General features: G+C 44.8%; 15 protein-coding genes. 8 read left to right on the top strand and 7 right to left on the bottom strand.

Annotated features, from left to right (window positions below):
- Nucleotides 1-130 precede the first annotated feature (130 nt).
- Together DBX26_RS23290 and DBX26_RS23285 are read left to right on the top strand one after the other, a co-directional pair.
- Complete coding sequence (locus tag DBX26_RS23290) at nucleotides 131-2578, top strand: glycoside hydrolase family 3 C-terminal domain-containing protein (RefSeq protein ID WP_118121048.1); 2448 nt, start codon at nucleotides 131-133, stop codon at nucleotides 2576-2578.
- Between the two features lie 256 nt (nucleotides 2579-2834).
- A complete protein-coding gene (locus DBX26_RS23285) occupies nucleotides 2835-3839 on the top strand; it encodes an AraC family transcriptional regulator (protein WP_118121047.1) in 1005 nt (334 codons plus the stop codon).
- Between the two features lie 116 nt (nucleotides 3840-3955).
- On the opposite strand, the gene DBX26_RS23280 is transcribed toward DBX26_RS23285, so the two are convergent.
- On the bottom strand, nucleotides 3956-5308 hold the full coding sequence (locus tag DBX26_RS23280; protein WP_118121046.1) for an alpha-amylase family protein: 1353 nt from the start codon (nucleotides 5306-5308) through the stop codon (nucleotides 3956-3958).
- A gap of 692 nt (nucleotides 5309-6000) precedes the next feature.
- The gene (locus DBX26_RS23275; protein ID WP_118121045.1) at nucleotides 6001-7158 is read right to left on the bottom strand and encodes an iron-containing alcohol dehydrogenase; all 1158 of its coding nucleotides are present in this window, start codon (nucleotides 7156-7158) and stop codon (nucleotides 6001-6003) included.
- Nucleotides 7159-7327: 169 nt separating this feature from the next.
- Between DBX26_RS23275 and solA the strand changes: the two genes are divergently transcribed.
- Nucleotides 7328-8452 carry an N-methyl-L-tryptophan oxidase gene (solA, locus tag DBX26_RS23270; protein ID WP_118121044.1) on the top strand — a complete coding sequence of 375 codons (1125 nt, stop codon included), beginning with the start codon at nucleotides 7328-7330 and terminating at the stop codon, nucleotides 8450-8452.
- Nucleotides 8453-8531: 79 nt separating this feature from the next.
- Here solA and DBX26_RS23265 read toward each other — a convergent pair whose 3' ends face one another.
- The 3 genes from DBX26_RS23265 to DBX26_RS23255 all read right to left on the bottom strand — a co-directional run bounded on the left by DBX26_RS23265 (nucleotide 8532) and on the right by DBX26_RS23255 (nucleotide 13197).
- Entirely contained in the window at nucleotides 8532-10325 is a 1794-nt protein-coding gene (locus DBX26_RS23265; protein ID WP_041170499.1) for a PLP-dependent aminotransferase family protein, read from the bottom strand.
- Nucleotides 10326-10455: 130 nt separating this feature from the next.
- Nucleotides 10456-11730, bottom strand: a complete 1275-nt coding sequence (gene gabT, locus DBX26_RS23260) for a 4-aminobutyrate--2-oxoglutarate transaminase (protein ID WP_065298242.1) — start codon at nucleotides 11728-11730, stop codon at nucleotides 10456-10458.
- A 39-nt stretch (nucleotides 11731-11769) separates the two neighbouring features.
- Nucleotides 11770-13197: an NAD-dependent succinate-semialdehyde dehydrogenase gene (locus DBX26_RS23255; protein ID WP_118121043.1), complete on the bottom strand. Its 1428-nt coding sequence runs from the start codon at nucleotides 13195-13197 to the stop codon at nucleotides 11770-11772.
- Nucleotides 13198-13405: 208 nt separating this feature from the next.
- Here DBX26_RS23255 and DBX26_RS23250 point away from each other — a divergent pair, with 208 nt between their 5' ends.
- Genes DBX26_RS23250 through DBX26_RS23240 form a run of 3 tightly spaced genes read left to right on the top strand, consistent with a single transcriptional unit; the run spans nucleotide 13406 to nucleotide 16424 of the window.
- Complete coding sequence (locus DBX26_RS23250; RefSeq protein ID WP_065298240.1) at nucleotides 13406-14422, top strand: TRAP transporter substrate-binding protein; 1017 nt, start codon at nucleotides 13406-13408, stop codon at nucleotides 14420-14422.
- Between the two features lie 60 nt (nucleotides 14423-14482).
- Nucleotides 14483-15109, top strand: a complete 627-nt coding sequence (locus DBX26_RS23245; protein WP_014234712.1) for a TRAP transporter small permease subunit — start codon at nucleotides 14483-14485, stop codon at nucleotides 15107-15109.
- On the top strand, nucleotides 15099-16424 hold the full coding sequence (locus DBX26_RS23240) for a TRAP transporter large permease subunit (RefSeq protein ID WP_118121042.1): 1326 nt from the start codon (nucleotides 15099-15101) through the stop codon (nucleotides 16422-16424). The genes DBX26_RS23245 and DBX26_RS23240 overlap by 11 nt, the downstream gene beginning before the upstream one ends.
- Before the next feature lie 48 nt (nucleotides 16425-16472).
- Here DBX26_RS23240 and DBX26_RS23235 read toward each other — a convergent pair whose 3' ends face one another.
- Both DBX26_RS23235 and DBX26_RS23230 read right to left on the bottom strand, forming a co-directional pair.
- Nucleotides 16473-16709, bottom strand: coding sequence for a thioredoxin family protein (locus tag DBX26_RS23235; protein WP_065303884.1), 237 nt, complete (start codon nucleotides 16707-16709; stop codon nucleotides 16473-16475).
- A gap of 9 nt (nucleotides 16710-16718) precedes the next feature.
- Nucleotides 16719-17720 (bottom strand): permease, encoded by a 1002-nt coding sequence (locus DBX26_RS23230; RefSeq protein ID WP_118121041.1) that lies wholly within the window; start codon nucleotides 17718-17720, stop codon nucleotides 16719-16721.
- A 298-nt stretch (nucleotides 17721-18018) separates the two neighbouring features.
- Between DBX26_RS23230 and DBX26_RS23225 the strand changes: the two genes are divergently transcribed.
- Together DBX26_RS23225 and DBX26_RS23220 are read left to right on the top strand one after the other, a co-directional pair.
- Nucleotides 18019-18198 carry a hypothetical protein gene (locus DBX26_RS23225; RefSeq protein WP_065298237.1) on the top strand — a complete coding sequence of 60 codons (180 nt, stop codon included), beginning with the start codon at nucleotides 18019-18021 and terminating at the stop codon, nucleotides 18196-18198.
- A 128-nt stretch (nucleotides 18199-18326) separates the two neighbouring features.
- Nucleotides 18327-20417, top strand: a complete 2091-nt coding sequence (locus tag DBX26_RS23220; RefSeq protein WP_118121040.1) for a sodium:proton antiporter — start codon at nucleotides 18327-18329, stop codon at nucleotides 20415-20417.
- The last annotated feature ends 5 nt before the right edge of the window (nucleotides 20418-20422 follow it).

The following is a 20422-nucleotide window of genomic DNA, read 5'->3' as shown; positions in this document are numbered from 1 at the left end:
TGCACAATATTTCTCCGAAATGCAAAGTGTCGACGCGCTGAAATCTTTAAAGTCATTTGTCAGAACCATCTTACAACTGCGTTCTTAGGTTCATTAGGTAAGAAACCTCAAATAACAACAAGGAAACCCTATGTCTGACTTTAAAACTCTACCAAAGCTAATCACCGTTGCTGTCGCACTTGGGTTAGCAGGTACTGCGACTGCTGCTAACGATAAAGACAACCTACAAATTCAGGACAGTGGCGTTAAGTACACTAAAAAAGCAGAATCCATGCTGAAAAAACTTAGCCTCAGCGAAAAACTGGATATCTTGTCTGGCCCGGGTATGGACTTAACCACCTATCAAGGTCAGGACGCGATTAATCTCGATCCTGAAAAAGATGTGACAGGTGTAGCTGGCTACATCAACGGTGTTAAAAACAAGAAATTGGATATTCCGGCAGTGAAACTGGCTGATGGTCCTGCTGGTTTAAGAATTCAACCATTACGTGATGGTGACAGCAACACGTATTACGCAACCGCGTGGCCAATTGGCTCTTTGCTGGCTTCAACATGGGATACCGAACTGGTTCAAAAAGTAGGTCAAGCTGAAGGTAACGAAGTCAAAGAATATGGCGTCGACTTTTTGTTAGCACCTGGCATGAATATTCAGCGTAACCCACTTCTTGGTCGTAACTTTGAGTACTATTCAGAAGACCCAGTCTTATCAGGCAAAATCGCAGCGGCGATGGTGAACGGGCTCCAGTCCAACAATATTGGGGCGACCATCAAACACTTTGTCGCAAACAATGCCGAGACCAACCGATTTTTCAATAACACGGTCGCCGATCCACGAACCCTACGTGAAATCTATCTAAGAGGCTTCCAGATCGCAGTAGAAGATGCGCAGCCGTGGGCGATTATGAGCTCATATAACTTAGTTAATGGCACATACGCTAACCAACGTAAAGATCTAATGACTGATATCCTGAGAGGTGAATGGGGCTTCAAAGGACTGGCAATGTCAGACTGGTTTGCAGGCAACGTAGCTGGACTAAGTACTGACTTTAGAACCCAAGTACCACAAGGGAGAGATGTAGAGTCAGCGGCCAAGCAAGTGAAAGCTGGCAACGATTTGATTGAACCAGGCGGTGTAAAAACGGATCTTCTTAACTCTTATAATAACGGTACGCTGACACTAGAAGAGATCGATAACAGCGTTGTGGCAATTCTTGCCCAAATGCAGAAAACCCCTTCTTACAATAACTACAACTACTCCGATGCACCGGATCTTGATGCACATGCGGCACTAGCCAGACAAGCCGCTGCAGAAGGTATGATTCTACTTAAAAATACAGATTCTGCCCTTCCACTTGCATCAGGTAGTAAAGTGGCTTCATTTGGTACCACTCAAGTGAATACCCTCAAAGGTGGCACGGGGAGTGGTGATGTGAATGCTGCTTACATCGTAGATATTGCCTCGGCGCTAGCGAACAAGTTTGAGCTTAACCAAGGACTTACAAACTACTACAGCGACTACTTCGAAGCCAACAAACAATCGACAGGAGCGCTAATCGGTGCTTTTGAATTCTGTTTAGAGCCGGAAGTTGATGCTAGCTTGCAAGCACGTGTCGACGCCGCGGCTGAAAATGATGATGCGGCAGTCATTACCATCGGCCGTCAGGCTGGTGAAGGTGGTGACCGAAGTGCAGAACAAGGTGATTACCGCCTGACAAATGAAGAGTTGGCGATCATTGATGCGGTATCCACAGCATTCCACGAACAAGGAAAAACGGTCACAGTGGTCCTCAATGTAAACGGCCTTGTTGAAACGACTGGTTGGTCAGAGAAAGTAGACTCTATTGTTCTTGCCTACATGGGTGGTCAAGAAACCGGTAATGCAGTCGCTGATATACTATCTGGTGTAGTTAACCCAAGCGGTAAACTTGCGCAAACTATGCCAGTAAACTACGCAGATGTTCCATCAGCAGATACGTTCCCAGGCGCTGATACCGATGGGGACGGTCTAGAAGATGAGTCTCTATATAACGAAGGTATCTACGTCGGCTACCGCTATTACTCTTCGTTTGATAAGGCTCCGGCATACCCATTTGGTTACGGCCTGTCATACACGAACTTTGAGTACAGCAACCCATCGATTGTCTCCAATACGTTGTCCAAAGGTGGTGCATCAGGCTCTATTACCATCAGCGCCACAATTACCAATACCGGTAGTGTGGCTGGTAAAGAAGCGGCTCAGGTTTACGTAAATGCACCAGAAGTGAAGCTGAAAAAACCAACCATCGAGCTTAAAGCCTTCAATAAGACAGATCTGTTGAACGCTGGTCAGTCTGAGACATTGACTTTCAATATCTCAGCTCAGACCCTCGCGAGCTTTGATGCGGAAAACAATCAATGGATCGTTGAACCAGGCGCTTACACCGTCTATATCGCGCCGTCTTCAGATGTGGCTGGCACCGAAGCACCATCAGTACAATTTACTGTGAGCAGTGAGATTGTTGTAAGTCAAACAACTCCGAACGCGCTTGCATTAGAAGAAGGCGTCACAAAAGAAGATCTTCTGACTATCAAAGAGTAATTCACGTTTACCGATCAAAGCCCGAAATTTTATTTCGGGCTTTTTTTAGTTCTTATGTTGTCCATACGTTACCTATCCACATCAATCGATCATCAGAAGTAAGAATCTGATCTCGATTCCTATTTTTTCACGAAGTAAAATATATTTTTAGCAGTAGATCACTAATTCATTTTTCCGTAACGGAAAAATATCAAAAGAGATATACCATGTTAATGGTTGGGTTTTGTTCATTTATAATCTTAATAAAGGACGAATAATGAATGGCAGTGTCTCTAATGTATTAACATCTACAATGCTTCAACAACTATCTGTATTAGGACATGATACAGATAAAATTATACAAAGTTGCGGTATTAACAAATATGAACTCAATAAAAAGAATGGACGAATCTCTTCGGATGCGCATTATGCTCTTCTTGAAACATTTATGCCTTACCAAAAGCGATTCTTTAAAGATTCTGGGTTAGAGGGCATGTATTCATTATTCCCTGATTTATTTAGTTTATGCATTAATGAGTCTTCTGCAGAGTCGGCTATGAGTAGCTATATTCAGTACCGCGCCGTCATTGGCAGTTGCGACCGGTGCGAAGTACAAGTAGATCAAGATACGATGAAGATAAAATATACTGATACTGGGCCGAATAAAATGATTTCCAGTGCATTATCAAACTTTGTCTTTATTCGTGAAATTATTAGCCAGTATATTTCAGATGGAAAATACTCTGTAGGGTTAACTCATACGAACTTGATTCCGCATCATACAGCAAACGAAAAACTCGATACTAAATGCTTATTTGGCCAAAACGAAAACTACTTAATTGTAAAATCTCCGCAAATAAACAAAAGAAATGCCTTTTTTAACGAGAACCTCTACAGGCTACAAAGAATAAATTTAGATAAAGTCAATCATGAAATTAATCAAAGTAAGTTTTCATTTATTGTTGAAGATATTGTGAGTTCTTTAGTATCTGAACAACTGGTTTTTTGCGATCAAAAAATTTTGGATAATGTTTGCGACAAATTAAAAATGAGTCGCTGGACACTTAATAAAAAGTTAGCGATAGAAAATACGTGTTTTACCGATATTTTTAATAAAGTCCGGTTAGATAGAGCCGTCAAACTTCTCACCGAAACCAATAAGAGTATGAACGAGATCAGTGAACTGACTCGATTCTCTTCTCAATCGGTATTTTCCAGATTTTTCCGTACGCACACCAATATGTCGCCTAACCAGTACCGAAAACAAGCTCGTCACGCCTGAACTAAGGTACTAAGGTACTAAGGTACTAAGGTACAATGCCGTTGTTCGAAGCAATCACAACACATAGGTAGCTTGTTTAACGCCTTGATTAATCGACGTTAAACAAGCTTAGAGCACTACAACTGGGCCAAGAGTAGCATCGATGACTTAGCCGGTATCTTGATCTCATCTTGGGACGAAACTGAGTTTCCAGTCATCATATCTAACCAATTTCCTTCTGTTGCAAGCGACAAAGATTGCGGACGAGATGATTTGTTGAGGACCACAATACCTTGCTCCCCCCGCTCTAACACCAGCATGTCGTCGTTACCTTCGAGAACCTTCATAGGTTGACCATGAACGGCGTTGTGGAACTTAATCATGGTGGCCATCCGAGGATCACTCCATGCGCCTTTCCATCTTGGTTTGCCATTTTTACCTTTAATGCCACTGGTGTCTAAGTCGGTGTAAACCAGAGGAACACCGCCATCTCGACCCAATATATACGCATACGCCAGCCATTCGTCTTCTTCATCCATAACTAAGTCGAGGAAAACATCGTTATTTGGAATGTCGTGCGTCACAGCAAAAGTAATGGCTCGTCCCGGAGACAGTGCCTCACCGAAACAATACGGATCAATTAACGTCTTAAAACTGCCGTTTTTCGAAAACGCTTTAAAAATGGTGGTAAACAACGGGAAGTCATAGGCACCTAAGCGCGTTTCTTGTAAATATGGCTCTAGAAACAGCTGATACTCTTCGACGGTCGCCCCGCCATCTGTAATGATCTCGCCAAAAATATGCACATCTTGGGTAATATCGTCGGTCCAGACTAGCTTAAGATGCTCAAGGGTCATATGTTTAGCCGCATCAATACGGAACCCTTTCACACCGATCTTTTTCAGTGCTTTTAAATAGGCTCGTTGCTGCTCAACAACATGATCACAAACACGCAAAGTCGGTAAACCGGGATCCGCTGGTCCTCCAGTAATGCGGCCATTTTGTACTTGCCATTTGTCTTTCCAGTTCTTAATACCGAACGCTTTCACAAAATCTTCTTCAGTGAATAGCGGCTCAGATAGGTCCCCAAACAGCTTGAGCGCTTGGTATTTCTCTGGGTTCTTTTGGTATTCCTGTAAAATTTCTTTGCTTGGATATTGCAGATCTGAGCGCATGTGCGCTTCATTCGCCATATGGTTGAACACAACGTCTGCGTACACGAGTACACCAAAACGGCCCAGTTCATTAACCATATGGATAAAATCTTGAGTGTTACCAAGGGCATTGTCGATAACACGATAATCTTGAGGTTGATAGCGCTGCCACCAGCGTTCGTCGTTAGCGCTTTTCATTGGTGGAGAGACCAGAACAGAACCATAGCCTAGCTCATGGATCTCTTTTGCACGTCGGGCAATGTCAGCATACTTCCAATCAAAAGCATGCAGAATCACGTTCGCACCAGATGATTGTATTTCCTGTAAGCCACTCATGTTTATTCTCCTACTAGCTTCCACTTACTCGTTGCTGCTTGTTTGGTTTTCGATTCACAGTAAGCGGATTCAATAGTAAAAATTATAAGTGCTATCGCTAGGAGCCCCTCACCCTTTGAGGTTTTACTCAAGGATGAAAATAAAGGCGTACACCCTACTCCTTTCCCACACATAAAGGCTTACTTTGCTCTTTACCGTGTGACAGCTCTTATAATAACGCTCCCCTAAAATACGTAATCCTTTGTTTTATAATCAAATTTTAATCATATAAATACAAAGCTCACATACTCCCTCATTTCACTAATCTTGATAAAACAAGTACTTCCAATCCTCTAGATAACAAAAATTAAACAAAATGATTCTGGACACTGGATCACATTCGGGGAGAAATAAAACCGTTCTCAATTAGAGTAAAACAAGCACAATTCAAGCCAAAGAGCCCGATAAACAGCCGTTTTTCCTATCGCGTTGGTGAGCAATGCGTAGATATAGCCGCTGAAAGAGGTGTTAAATAGAGAATCAAATTTAAGGTGAGACGGTTGTAGTAGGAGCGTACTTCCCCAGACAGTTTAAGGAAGTACGAATAACCTAAACACGGGTTAAGTTGTTAGTCGGCAACAAAAATTGCCAACAAAGCTGTCGAGTATATTATCAAGCTAAGGTAACCCGTGATTTACTACGACAGGTAGTATTTATAAAGCGAGCTTTAATATCTCCACTGCATCCTCAGGCGTGACGTCTTTATGCTCACCCATTGCCAGCATACCGTGTTGAATCAACTTGTCTTTAACGGCAGGAATGTCGTTCTCACCTAAACCGTATGCAGAAAGCGTGGTGGGATTCCCCATTGCGGCAAAGAACGCTTCTGTTTTTTGAATGGAAGCATCAATTTGCTCTTCTTCTGTACCAGACGTGATGTTGAATACGCGCTGAGCATATTGCAGCAATTTGCCTCGTTTTTGTGCTTTTTTGTATTTCCACATGGCAGGAAGAACGATCGCTAAAGTCTGCGCATGATCCAATCCATACAGTGCGGTCAGCTCATGGCCAATGGCATGCGTTGCCCAATCCGTAGGGACACCACACTTCAATGTACCATTAAGCGCTATCGTCGCAGTCCACATCAGATTTGCACGTACTTCGTAATCGTTTGGCGTTTCAAGAGCCAATGGGCCATCTTCCAAGACATTAAGCATCAGACTTTCTGCGAAGCGATCAGACACTTTAGCATTCACTGGGTAAGTCAGGTATTGCTCCAAAATGTGTACAAAGGTATCGACAGCACCATTGGCAATTTGTCGTGCCGGCAGAGAGTACGTGGTTTCAGGGTCTAGGATAGAGAAGGACGGGCGAACATACTCTGAGCCAAAAGACAGCTTATCTTGTGTTTCTGCGCGGGTAATCACGCCGTTTCGGTTCATTTCAGATCCTGTCGCAGGCAACGTCAGCACACAGCCTAACGTTAAGGCGCTTTCTACACAGCTTCCCCCCGTCGCGATGATGTCCCAGTAATCGCCTTCATAACAGGCAGCAGCACAAATGAACTTACTGCCATCAATAACGGAGCCACCGCCTACAGCAAGAATGACATCAATGTCTTGTTCCTTGGCGATTTCCACCGCTTTCACTAATGTCTCGTAATGTGGATTAGGTTCGATTCCACCAAACTCAAACACGGTGTAACCATCGAGAGCAGCCATCACTTGCTCGTATACGCCGTTACTTTTGATGCTGCCACCACCGTAGGTGATCAGAATTTTGCTACCGAGTGGCACTTCTTCTGTAAGCGTCGAAATTTGACCTTTACCGAAGTGCACTTTGGTAGGGTTGAAGTAAGTAAAGTTGTTCATATTGCGTCCTGGGAATCGATGTATTGTTTTGGCTATCGATAAATCCTCAACGATTCAGGCACGACAAGTCAAGGGCAATCGACATTGATATCAATATGAATACTGACTTTTCAATCAATTGAAATATGATAGAGTTTCGACAGCTTTACATAACGTTAACGGAGTAATAATGCAGTACGATGTGATTGTTGTCGGTGCAGGATCGATGGGCATGTCCACAGGCTACTTTTTAGCTAAACAAGGGAAAAAAGTACTACTTCTTGATGCTTTTGATCCACCCCATTCACACGCCAGTCATCATGGTGAAACCCGCATTATCCGCCATGCATACGGAGAAGGTGAAGAATACGTACCATTGGCGTTACGAGCGCAAGAATTGTGGGGCGAGTTAGAACAGTTATCAGGCAAATCTCTATTCCTCAAAACAGGTGTTCTTAACATTGGGAATGAGCGCTCGCCTTTTATCTCAATGCTGATTGCCAGTGCAAAAAAACATCATCTTCCGCTTGAAATTTTAAGTGCCGATGAGGCGAACCAACGCTTCGAAGGCCTCAACCTGCCACCAGAATATATTGGTTGTTTTGAGTCGACGTCAGGCGTGCTTAGAGTGGAAGATTGCATTCAGGCATACCGTGATCTCGCCCTTGCTCACGGCGCAACACTGCTTACACACCATAAGGTCTCTGGCATTGAACGTCTTGATGATGGCGTCAGCGTTACAGCAAACGGCAATACATTTCAGGGTAAGAAATTGGTCGTCTCCGTTGGTGCATGGTCAAACGACCTGCTGGATATGCTAGACATAAAGCTCCCTATCAGCCCTATCCGTAAAACCTTTGCCTGGTATAACGCACCAGAGGCACTTTACGGTGAAGGAACTTTCCCAGCCTTTTCCTTTGTGACGCCAGAGGGTATCTATTACGGATTCCCAAGTATTGATGGCGCAGGATTAAAAATAGGCCGTCATGATTTAGGCGAAGACCAAGATCCCAACGCAGAGATCACGCCTTTCGACAACCAGGCAGATTCAGCAGACCTTCAACAACTACTAGATAAACACATGCCCCACGTTGAATCGCTGAAGTTTGGTAAAACCTGTATGTACACCCGAACGCCAGATGAAAACTTCATTATCGATAAGCACCCTGATAATGACAATGTCGTTCTAGTGTCCGGCTTTTCAGGGCATGGATTCAAATTCGCCAGTGTGATTGGCGAAGTGGTCGCGGATATGGCGATTGATAAACCGGCTAAGTTTAACTTGTCGCTGTTCTCAGTGGACCGGTTTAATTAAACCCAGCGCTATTAAGAAAATAGCCAGGTCGAATTTGAACATGGTTGATTATATACAACCATGTTCTTTTGACTGGTTTCTAGGCTTGGGCTGTTTCACCAACCAGCGTGGCATCGCCAATAAAGTAGCCATCTTCGCCAAACCGCTTGATAGCGTCGCCATCCAAAATAACCGTTACTCTGCGTACATCCGCAAATTGCCAGTTACGCCACTGGTACATAAAGTGATTATTTTCAATCCACCAGTAACCTTCATCCGCGTCATTCGGTCTATCCGACACCCCTGTCATCTTGCCATCCGCCTGAAAGGTGATTCGGTATGGGATATTGAAGCAATCTCTTGTCAGAACGACCCTGTCAGAAAGTAACTCTCGTATACGCTTGCCGTTTAAGCGAACGCCTTCTGCATCTTCTACTCGCGGAATAGGTAGTATTTTCTTTGCCAATTGAGCGAGCTTCTCGATACCGCTGCGAATATCGGAATTCTTTATCGACTGAAAGCTGAGGCGGAAACTGTTATTACGCTTTTCACACGTATAATACTTGGCACCGTTGTTTATCAATATGCCATGAGCCTTCGCCAATTCCTCAAGTAAACCGGCATCAAAGTCTTCACGGTAATCTATCCAAAATGCGGTTCCCGCGAGCGAGGGAATGACACCGGATTGAGGAAAATAAGTGTTTAATGCTTTTTCCATGGTTAACCACTTCTCACGATATTTCTTCAACATCTTCTGGATTAACGAATCGTAATAACCAAGGCTGATGAAAAGTGCCAACGTCTGGCAGTTGTTCTTTGGCGGTAAACTATGCATCCGCTGCTGCACTTGCCTTATCTGCTTAATAAGCGGTGGCGACGCCACAATAAACCCTAACCTTAAGCCCGGTGCAATAATCGAGGAAAAGCTAGAGATATAAATAATACGCTCACTCGGGTACTCGCTACGAAGCGCCGGGCACTTGTCGCTGATAAAGTTGATGTCATGCTCAAAGTCGTCCTCAATAACGAGCAAATCTTCCTGCTCAGCCTTGTCCATCAATTGCTTTCTTCGTTGCGAAGACATTCTAACTGTCGTAGGAAACTGATTACTCGGTGTCGTGTAAACAAGCTGACAAGAGTTGAGTCTGTCGTCGACAACCATGCCTTCTCTATCGACTTCTAATGGTTGAACGTTGGCTCGCCTTGCTCTGAACTGCTGAAGGGCTTCAGGGTATCCGGGGTTTTCAAAGCCGACTTTTGTATAACGTGAAACCAACAGTTTGGAGATTAAATACAAGCTGTTCTGACAACCATGAGTTAACGCTATCTGATCCGCATCGACAAAAATTCCGCGATTCGGCAGTACCCGGGTTCGAATCTGCTCAATAAGATCGTGGTAGTCATTATCGTCGGAAGTCCAACTTTTGTGATTGATCTTATTCAGTGATTGAATGCTGCATTTACGCCACTCGGATACCGGGAAGAGATCCTCATCGACCTGGCCATGGACAAAGAGGTAAGGATAATTCTTGAGATTATTCGCGGCTGAGCCATGCGCTTCATCGCCTTCTATCAGGTATTTTTCCCAATCCAGTTGCCTTTCAGATTCAAGTACGCGTTCAGGGGCTTTTTTTTCGGAAACTTCTAACTCAGGATTAACGAAGTAGCCTTTTCTCTCTACCGAAATGAGTAAACCTTCATCAGTGAGTTGGTCATAGACTCTGAGTACAGTGTTCCGAGATACAGAAAGGGACTGAGCGAGCTTTCGTGATGATTCAAGGCTGCGGTGTTTGGAAACAAAGCCATCAAATATCGCCTGAGAGATGCTGCTTTTGATTTGTTCTTGTAACGTACGAGAATCGAGAGGATCGATGTGAATGTAACCCTGGAGCATAAATGACCTAGCCTTTACTGCGCCGGCCATTTACACATGCCCGGCTTCAACTACTTAACCTGAATTCAGGTCACTAAACCATACCACTCAAAAGCAGCACGTTAAATGCCGCTTTTGAAGGTTTTATCAGCTATCGAGTTAAAGCCTGCAACTCAGATTTGATGATATCTAACCCTTTACAGATCAGTTCATCTTCAATCGTTAGCGGTGGCAGGAAGCGGATAACGTTTCCTTTTACGCCACATGAAAGCAATACCACGCCTGCTTTATTTGCACTTGCAACCAGCTTTTTCGTCAGTTCAGGTAATGGCGCTTTAGTACCAGGGTCGTTAAATTCGATTGCGATCATTGCACCAACTTGGCGAATATCACCAATTTGGGGCACTTCTTTCTGCATCTCAGATAACAACTCGGCGAAGGTTTGGCCAATCTGCTCCGCTCTTTCACACAAAGATTCTGACTCAATAATGTTAAGAACTTCAATACCAGCGACACAGGCCAAAGGTGAACCAGCATAAGTACCACCTAAACCACCTGGATTTGCTGAATCCATGATCTCAGCTTTACCAACAATACCCGATAGCGGGAATCCACCAGCGATACCTTTTGCCATTGTAGTGATATCGGGAACGATTCCAAGATATTCTGAAGCAAACATCTTGCCAGTTCGAGCAAAGCCTGTCTGTATTTCGTCACAGATAAGAACAATGCCGTGTTTATCACAAATCTCTCTCAGCTTTTGTGCCCACGAAGCAGGTGCCTGGTAAAAACCACCTTCGCCCTGAATTGGCTCAAAGATCATCGCCGCAACGCGAGTTGGTTCAATATCACACGCGAACAAATCATCCAATGCCTCTAAGCTCTGTTGCTCAGAGATACCATGATATTCATTTGGGAACGGCAAGTGATAGATTTCGTTAGGAAAAGGACCAAAGCCTGCTTTGTACGGAGCTACTTTACCCGTTAGGCCCATACACATATTGGTACGACCATGAAAACCACCTTTGAAGGCAATCACGCCACTACGGCCAGTATGAGCGCGTGCCACTTTCACTGCGTTTTCCACCGCTTCCGCTCCCGTGGTTAAAAAGGCAACTTTTTTCTCACCTTCACCCGGAGCAACATCGACGATTTTTTCTGCCAATTCAATAAAGCTGCTGTAAGGGGTTACCATCGAACAAGTGTGACTGAACTTTTCTAACTGTTCTTTTACTGCTGCAATAATTTGAGGGTGAGAATGCCCCGTGTTCGTTACTGCGATACCAGCGGCAAAATCGATGTATTCTTTGCCTTCGATATCCGTCAAAAGTGCATTTTTCGCACTCTCGATGTATACCGCGCTAAGGTTTGCCATGCCCTTAGCAACTACTTTTTCTTTACGCTCTTGCCATTGTGAATTTGTCATAGCCTTGTTCCTTTAAAACTATCGTCAGTCTGTTGTTTATTACATTCCGCCGAGGCAGATGTATTTAATGTTCAAGTATTCATCGATACCTTGTTTTGCACCTTCGCGGCCAAAACCAGATTGTTTAACGCCACCAAACGGAGCGACTTCATTTGAGATGATCCCTTCGTTCACTCCCACCATTCCGTATTCCAGCTTTTCGGCGATAGAGAACGCGCGAGTTAGCGTATTGGTGTAGAAGTAACTGGCTAAGCCGTAAATAGTATCGTTGGCGAGTGTGACCAGCTCTTCGTCATTGCTAAAACGGATAATTGGAGCAACTGGGCCAAATAGTTCCGTCTGTACAATATCCATATCCTGAGTCACATCCGTCAGAATCGTTGGCTGTACGTATAATCCACCCAGGTCATCGCCACCAAAGGCTACGTTCGCGCCTTGTGCGACAGCTGTTTCGATATAACCCATCACCTGTGCTTTCGCTTTGCTGTCGATAAGTGGCCCAATTGTTACGCCAGGCTCAATACCGTTTCCGACTTTGAGCTCAGCCACAGCGGCTTTGAATTTTTCAACAAATTGGTCGTATACGGCATCCTGCACATAGAAGCGGTTAGCGCAGACACAGGTTTGACCCGCGTTACGAAACTTAGAGGCGATCGCACCTTTAACCGCTTCATCAATATCGGCATCATCAAACACAATAAATGGCGCGTTTCCGCCGAGTTCCATGGATGTACGCTTGATGGTGTCAGCACACTGTTTTATCAGTTGGCTACCCACCCCAGTCGAGCCAGTGAAAGACAATTTTTGAATATCTGGGTGTTGGCAGAAAAGATCGCCAATCGCGACAGAAGAGTGATTGTTCACCACAACCAGCAACTCTTTCGGCAGTCCAGCCTGATAAGCTAATTCAGCGATAGCGTAGGCAGAAAGCGGAGTTTGATTTGCTGGTTTGACAATAAAGCTACAGCCTGCTGCCAATGCTGGCGCGGCTTTGCGCGTGATCATCGCAGTCGGAAAATTCCATGGTGTAATCGCTGCAGCAATACCAATTGGCTGCTTGATTGTCATGAGTCTTTTGCTACCCGCTGGTGTAGGAATGGTATCGCCGTATGTGCGCTTCGCTTCTTCGGCAAACCACTGAATAAATGATGCGCCGTAAATAATTTCACCTTTCGCTTCAGCTACTGGTTTGCCTTGCTCCAAGGTCATAATGCGGGCGAGATCATCACTGTTTTCGATAACCAGATCGTACCAACGCTTTAAAATGGCGGAGCGCTCTGATGCGGTTCGATCCTGCCATAATTTCTTAGCTTGTTTGGACTGCTCAATTAGCCCTTCAATTTGCGCTGGCTGTAGTGATGGAACATAGCCAATCACTTCATTTGTTGCTGGGTTCACAACAGCAATAGCGTCATCGCTTGCATCACACGTTCCCTTTAACAGGGATTGGTTCGAAACCTTGTCCATAATTCACTCTCTTACTTTCGTCTATGAGAAGAATGCTATCGACAAAAAAAACGGCGCCTAAGTACCAGTTTGAAAATATTCATGGTACCAGCATAAAAATTTAAACTGGTACCATCGTATGTCACCGACTGGTTCTATTCCTTTAGCACTCGACTCTTAATATGAGTATCGAAAACGGAATCGAAAAACATTTAGAAGAGGACTTTCTATGCTAAAGGGAAAAGGTAAAAAGCTACTGAGCAGTATGCTTGCAGCGACACTGGGATTGGGCGCTATGGCTACTTCAGCGGCAAGTTTTGCTGCAGAGCAGAACTGGCGCTTTGCCAACCTTTATGGCCGTGGAACGGCTTATGGACAAGTTTACGAAAACCTGGCAAAGAATATTGAAACCATGTCTGACGGTCGAATCGCTGTACAGGTTTTATATTCAGGCGAAGGCGTTGGTACTAAGGGTATTCTGGGCGCTGTTAAATCTGGCCTGATCCAGATGGGTGCACCATTTCAATCTATGCACGCGGGTGAACTCCCAGCTGGCGTTGTCGAGATTGGCTTACCGGGCGGTACAGACGATGTGGGCGAACTTTCGACCTTGTTCCACGAAAAGGGTTGGTCGGAAGTATTAAAAGACGCCTATGGTTCTCAAAATCTGGTGTGGTTGGATCCTTACATTCAGCCTCCGGTATACATCATTACTAAAGAAGAAATTAAGTCTGTTGAAGACTTCAAAGGCATGAAAATTCGCGCGCCAGGTGCTTACGGTAAGTTCCTGAGAAACCTTGGAGCTTCACCGGTTTCACTCGCTTGGAGTGAAATTTACACCTCTCTGGCTACAGGCGTCATCGACGGTTCAATTGGCTCTAACATGATTGACCACCGTGATGGTAACCACGTTGAAGTAGCGAAATACATGTACCCGCTACCTCTGGCTGGCGCACAGGTACTGCCGATTGTGGTCAACAAGAAAGCATGGGCAAAGCTATCTCCCGATCTACAAGCTATCGTCAGCGCTGCTACCACTGTTCACGCACAAGAGCAGATGACCAAATCTATCCTGTGGGAATCTCAGGCAATCGCCGACATGGAAGCGAAAGGTTTGAAATGGAGCCCAGAACCATCTGAAGCAGACAAAAAAGCATGGGAAGAAGCGGGTAAATCTCTTGCAGCAGAATACGCAGCAGCAGATAAGTACTCTAAACAGCTTATCGACATATTGGAAAAACAGTAACAAAGAATTGAGAGGTGGAGTTCGCTCCGCCTCTGTTTGTCTGTTTTGCAAGGAGGCCACATGATTGAAAAAATTCTCATAGGATACTGTCGAGTCGTTCAGAGTGTAGTTAGAGGTATTGGGCGTTCTGTTTCCTACCTCCTGCCAATACTCGCTGGTGTCGTCGCTTACGAAGTGTTCGCAAGATATGTTCTGGACCGCCCGACCATTTGGGGATACGACACATCGTTGTTTCTATTTGGTTATATTTCAGCTCTGGGTGGCGCTTATGCACAGCAGAAAGGCGCTCATATCAATGTAGATATTATCCACGCTAAGGTTTCCGAAAAAGTTAGACGCTGTTTCGATTTGCTAACCGCCGTATTGGCGATTGGCTTCTTAGCCGTAATGGCCAAAGTGTGCGGTGGCATGTTTTTCGAAAGCCTGGAGCTTAACTACCGAACTCAGAGTGAATGGGCTCCACCGTTACATCATTTCTGGCTGATGATTACGGTATCTTCAGGGGTATTTATTGCCCAGTACTCGGTGCAAATCATTTGCAACCTGTTTTATCTGCTGACATCCAGAGAACTTCTGAAACCATCAAAGCACGACGTACCCTCTTCGCTTGAAGAGCAGCCGTTCAAAGTAGATTCAACAAAATTTAATAAAGAGCAAAACACAGAGGAAGTGGCATATGGAGATTGAAGTACTTACAGGGGTGTTATTGGCCTGTATCCTTACCGCTTTTGCTTTAGGTGCACAAGTCGGACTCGCATTAGCGGCAATCGCCATGGGCGTTGGCTACATAACGTGGGGGGAAGGTTTATTTAATATTATTCCGACTACCGTTGAGAGCACCTTTTTCAACTTTATCCTTTTGGCGATACCACTATACATTTACATGGGCCAGATTCTGACTCGCTCTGGCATCGGGGATGCCATGTTTAACGCCAGTCAGTTAGCTATCGGGCGAATTCGCGGCTCATTGGCGATCAGCGTTATAGGCGTGTGTTCAATGATTGGCGCTATGGTTGGTATTATCGGCGCAGGTATCATGACGTCGAGCAGCATCGCATTAAAACCGATGCTAGAACGTGGCTACGATAAACGCCTGGCATTGGGTGTCATCATGGCTGGCGGCTCTCTAGGTATCCTCATTCCGCCAAGCATCCCTATGATCATGTTTGCATCCGCGACCCAAAACTCGGTCGGAAAGATGTTTCTTGGCGCTATGGTTCCCGCATTGATTACCATTGTGCTTCTTATTAGCTACGTAGTGATTTCCTGTAAAATCAACCCGGATCGCGCTCCACTAGACACTGATAGCGACAACGACATCGAGATCCCGAAAGGTTATGAGTTGTTCAGAACCATTCGTGACGGCGCGTCTTCTCTGCTACTCATTGTTGCTGTGTTGGGCAGTATTATCGCCGGTATCGCGACACCGACCGAATCTGGTGCAATCGGTGTTGTAGGTGCGATTATCCTGTCTATTTTGTTTAAACGCTTTAAGCCAGCAATGGTTCAGAAAGCCGGACTACAAACGGCAACCTTAGTCAGCGTCGCAATGTGGATCATCCTTGGTGCGTCAGTATTCAGTAACTTCCACCTTCTGATGGGAGTACAAGGCATGGTTTCAGACATCACAACCAGTCTCGATCTACCACCGATCATGATCATCATCATGTTCCAGATCATCATGCTACTTCTTGGTTTCATCATTGATGAGTTCATTATTGTTTTGATGTGTGCGCCGATATTTACACCTGTCGCAGTCGCATTGGGTTACGACCCTATCTGGTTTGGTGTTCTGATGATCCTTAACATCGTTATCGCTGTACAAACTCCACCTTATGGTTTCGCTCTGTTCTACTTAAAAGGCATCGCGCCAAAAGGCATTACCATGCTGGATATCTATAAATCAGTCACCCCATTTATCCTGGTGCAATTGCTGGTTTTGTGTATCGTTATGGTTTTCCCAGATTTAGTGACCTGGCTACCAAACCAAGTCATGGGCTAGATATTAGAGAAAGGAAAGGCTGTTGCAAAACAGCCTTTTTTATTGCGTTCAAGATGTTAGCCACGACTGAATTTTTTCCGCTTGAGGGACTCCGCCAGAATGCACCAACTCTTCGTCCATCACCACGGCTGGTGTAGACATCACTCCGTAGTTCATGATGGTTTCCATATCAGTGATTTTCGTCACTTCAACCTCAACACCTTGCTCCGCCGCAATTTTTTCAATCAAGTTAGCGGTATTAACGCAGTTCGCACAACCTGACCCCAACACTTTAAAAATTTTCATCTCCAGCTCCTAAAATCGCCACAGTGGTAAATTAAATATCCATCCCATCATCGTAAACGCGAGCAGCAACATACCGAAAAGCATACCAAGAAGCCGCCACTGCATAACTTGTTTCAGCATTACAAACTCAGGAATACTCGCCGCAACAGTACTCATACAAAATGCTAATGTTGTACCGATTGGCAAACCATTTTGAAGTAAGCTTTCCATCACCGGGATCACACCAGTCGCATTCGAATAGAGAGGAATACCAATAAGTACCGACGCCGGAACCGACCACCATTGACCGGATCCCAAATGTGTTTCTATCCAACCATCAGGAACGAAGCCATGTAAACCAGCGCCAATGCCGACCCCAATAAACACCCACTTCCAGACACGACCTACAATCTCGACCATCTCTTGCTTGGCAAACGTGTGTCGCTCTGACAACGTTATTCCCGCGCTCCCATTGCCACTTAGGGTTTCATGACTCTGTTGCGGAATTTTGGCATTACGCATCGCCTTTGATGCCAGTGGCTGTAACCAGCGCTGTGCGCCGATCACATCAAGGATCCAGCCACTCACGATGCCGATAAGCATCCCTATCACCACGTACATAACCGTGAACTTCCAGCCAAGTAAACTAAATAGCAACAACACGGCGATTTCGTTAATCAACGGCGAGGTGATCAAGAAAGCCATAGTGATACCAATAGGAATACCTGCAGAGGTAAACCCTAAAAAGATTGGAATGCTAGAACAAGAGCAAAATGGTGTGATGGCACCAAAGAAGCTGCCCGCAAGATAACCAAACCATCTACGTTTCCCCGCTAAATAGTGCCGCACTTTTTCGACATTTAACGAGGCTCTAAACAGCGCAATCACATAAATCATGACGACCAGTAGCACCAGGATTTTACTGACGTCTTCAATAAAAAAGTGAATAGCATCCGCGAGCTTGGTATTGGGCTGAAAAGAAAAAAGCTGGTAAGTCACCCAATCAGCGAGACGTGTAAAAACCTCAAACATATCGAATCCTTATACTTACTACGATGACCTGTCTGCTCATCGATGTTGCAAGTAAGTCAACAGCGTGAGACAAGGCACTCTGATACCTTGAGAAATAAGTTCTTTTACTCTAATTCTAGTCTATATCTTCAGGCTAATTTCATTTAACAGCACTATTTCACCTTTGTTTTTTAATCTTTCACGACAAGCATTTAATAGTCTTATTGGCTAGAAAACACCAAGTTGAAACCTTCGACATCATCATTGCCGAATCCTTAGCTATAGTTAGTCACAGATACAACGATCAAGGAGTTGTAAAATGAACGATGAGACAAACCCGAAAGATAAAAGCAACTGGGCTATTGGCGGTGGAACTCTACTCGGCTTAGGGGTGGGAATGATCTTTATTCAGCATTCTGCGCTCGCCTTTGTCGGCTGTCTGATTGCTGGCATCGGGATGGGGTTAATCATTGCGGCCGTCATTAGCTGCAAAAAGTAAATTCGATCGCGTGAATGATAAACAGATAAGGAACATTAGGTACTTTTCAAATTAATCAGGAATCTTATCCAAAGATGAACCATTATTAATTCATAGGTTTAGCGCAGCCAATAAGACGTCCAGTAAGTATGAATGTTCCTGATATTTTCATATCATCGATCTTAGGTATCGTATTGTTAATCACGGTATCCGTGGCTTCGTCCCTGATTGCAAGAGCGCTGCGAGTCCCCTTCCCAATTATTCTGGTGATGTCTGGTGTTTGCCTTACACTTCTACCCGAACTGCCAGCAGGCATCAGCATATTCTACGAACCCGATATTGCAGAGAAGACTATCTTATTCGTCTTCCTACCGTTATTGGTGTTTGAGGCCGCCTATAAATTCGATTTCGCTAAGTTCACCGCTAACTGGTCCGCGATTATGATCATGGCCATTCCCGGCGTCATGTTCTCAACGTTAGTCATTACGGCGACACTTGTTTTTATTGGTATTTTAACGCCTCAGACCGCCCTAATCCTTGGGATTATTTTAAGTGCTACCGACCCCAGCGCCACGATCGCTATTTTTAAGGAGTCCGGCGCGCCTAAAGATCTCATCACGATTGTAGAGGGAGAAAGTTTATTCAATGATGCAACCGTCATTGCAGCATACAAAATCGCGGTGCTAATTTTTGCCATGCACCTAACCCCGACCGAAATGGTACTCACCGGGCTGTGGCAATTCACTTGGGTCTTTTTAGTCGGCGCACTTTGTGGCTATGTCACTGGTCACCTGCTTCTCTGGCTGATGAAGGCGCTGCCCGACGATCCTTATATCGAAATAAGCATCAGCCTTGTCACTGCGATTGGATGCTTTGTCGCTGTTGAGCAGTTTGTCCATGCCAGCAGCATTGTCGCTTTGACCATTTGCGGTTTGGTCTTGGCAAAAAACACACCATTGCCGATAAGTAATGAGTCCAATCAGTATCTAAATAGCTTCTGGACCTACTTATCCGATCTCGCTAAAGCCATGATTTTTATACTGGTGGGGTTGTGGTTAAACTTGGAGTTGATCGCGTCGCACTGGTTAAACACTCTGCTGGTGATCATCAGCATGCTTGCTGCAAGGGCGGGTTTTGTGTACTGGATTTTGCCATTTTTCGGGCGACTTCGCCGCCTGTCTTACTCGCTGCCTCGTTCATACCAGCACATCTGCTTATGGGGTGGACTGAGAGGTGCGGTCACTCTTGCACTTTCGATATTGGTGATTACCGACACCTCATTATTTGCTATCGAAGAACGAGAAACCATGTTAGCCGTTGCAATGGGTGCGGTGTTCTTTACCATTTTGATTCAAGGGCTGACGTTATCTCCTCTTGCGAGCCAGTTAAAACTGGATGAAACCAGCATTGAAGAGAAGATTACAAAGAAAGAGCTTATGTTATCGGCGATGAAAGCCAGTGAGAAAGTGTTGGCACATCTGGCTAAAACACCGTTAGCCGACAGCGGTGCTCCTAATGAAATCATGCAATCACTTAAATCGCATGTGGATGAAGAAAAGCGCGACTTACGCCACCTCTACACCACAGAAGTGGACACTCAAAGTTTGTATAAGAAACTCATCATGGAAGGCTTGAGTATAGAGAGTGAATATCTCTATCTGCTTTATGATCAAGGCTTGATATCAATGGAAAGTTATCAAAAGCACAGAGAGTTTTTTGATCAACAAATGGACGCGGCGCGCCATAAATACCAACAGCCAAATTCTCAACATACTCACACGAGATCTCTTTTCCGTGTGCTTGATAAGTGGACACACAAACCTACGTCAGATGTGTCCATTCAATACGAACTCGCTTGGTCTCGATTACTTACTACCGATTTAACGCTTATCGAACTTAAAGCTCTGCTAAACGACTACCCAGTTGAACCAGCTTTGAAAAAACAAGTGCTTCAGGTTTGGGAGTCCTGGCGCCAGCAAAGCGCAGATACCGTCAGTCAGCTGGACAAAACCTACCCCGTAATTACGGCGACAGCCCATAGAAAATGGCTACATCATATGCTGAATACGGTTCAAAAAGCGCACCTTGAGAAGTTTGTCAGGCAACGTCTGATCAGTGAGTCGGACAAAGAGCAGATCGTAAAACAGCTGATGCATACCACCTCATCCTTTTATAAGGATTCGGTTGATAACATTCGAACTGGAAGTGACTCAACCCACTCTGATGACGACTCTAAATAGCGAAA

The sequence above is a fragment of the Vibrio sp. dhg genome (genome assembly GCF_003443775.1).
GTDB classification, from domain to species: Bacteria; Pseudomonadota; Gammaproteobacteria; order Enterobacterales; family Vibrionaceae; genus Vibrio; species Vibrio natriegens.
The sequence above is the reverse complement of the archived record's forward strand: the minus strand, read 5'-3'. Positions and strand labels throughout refer to the sequence as shown.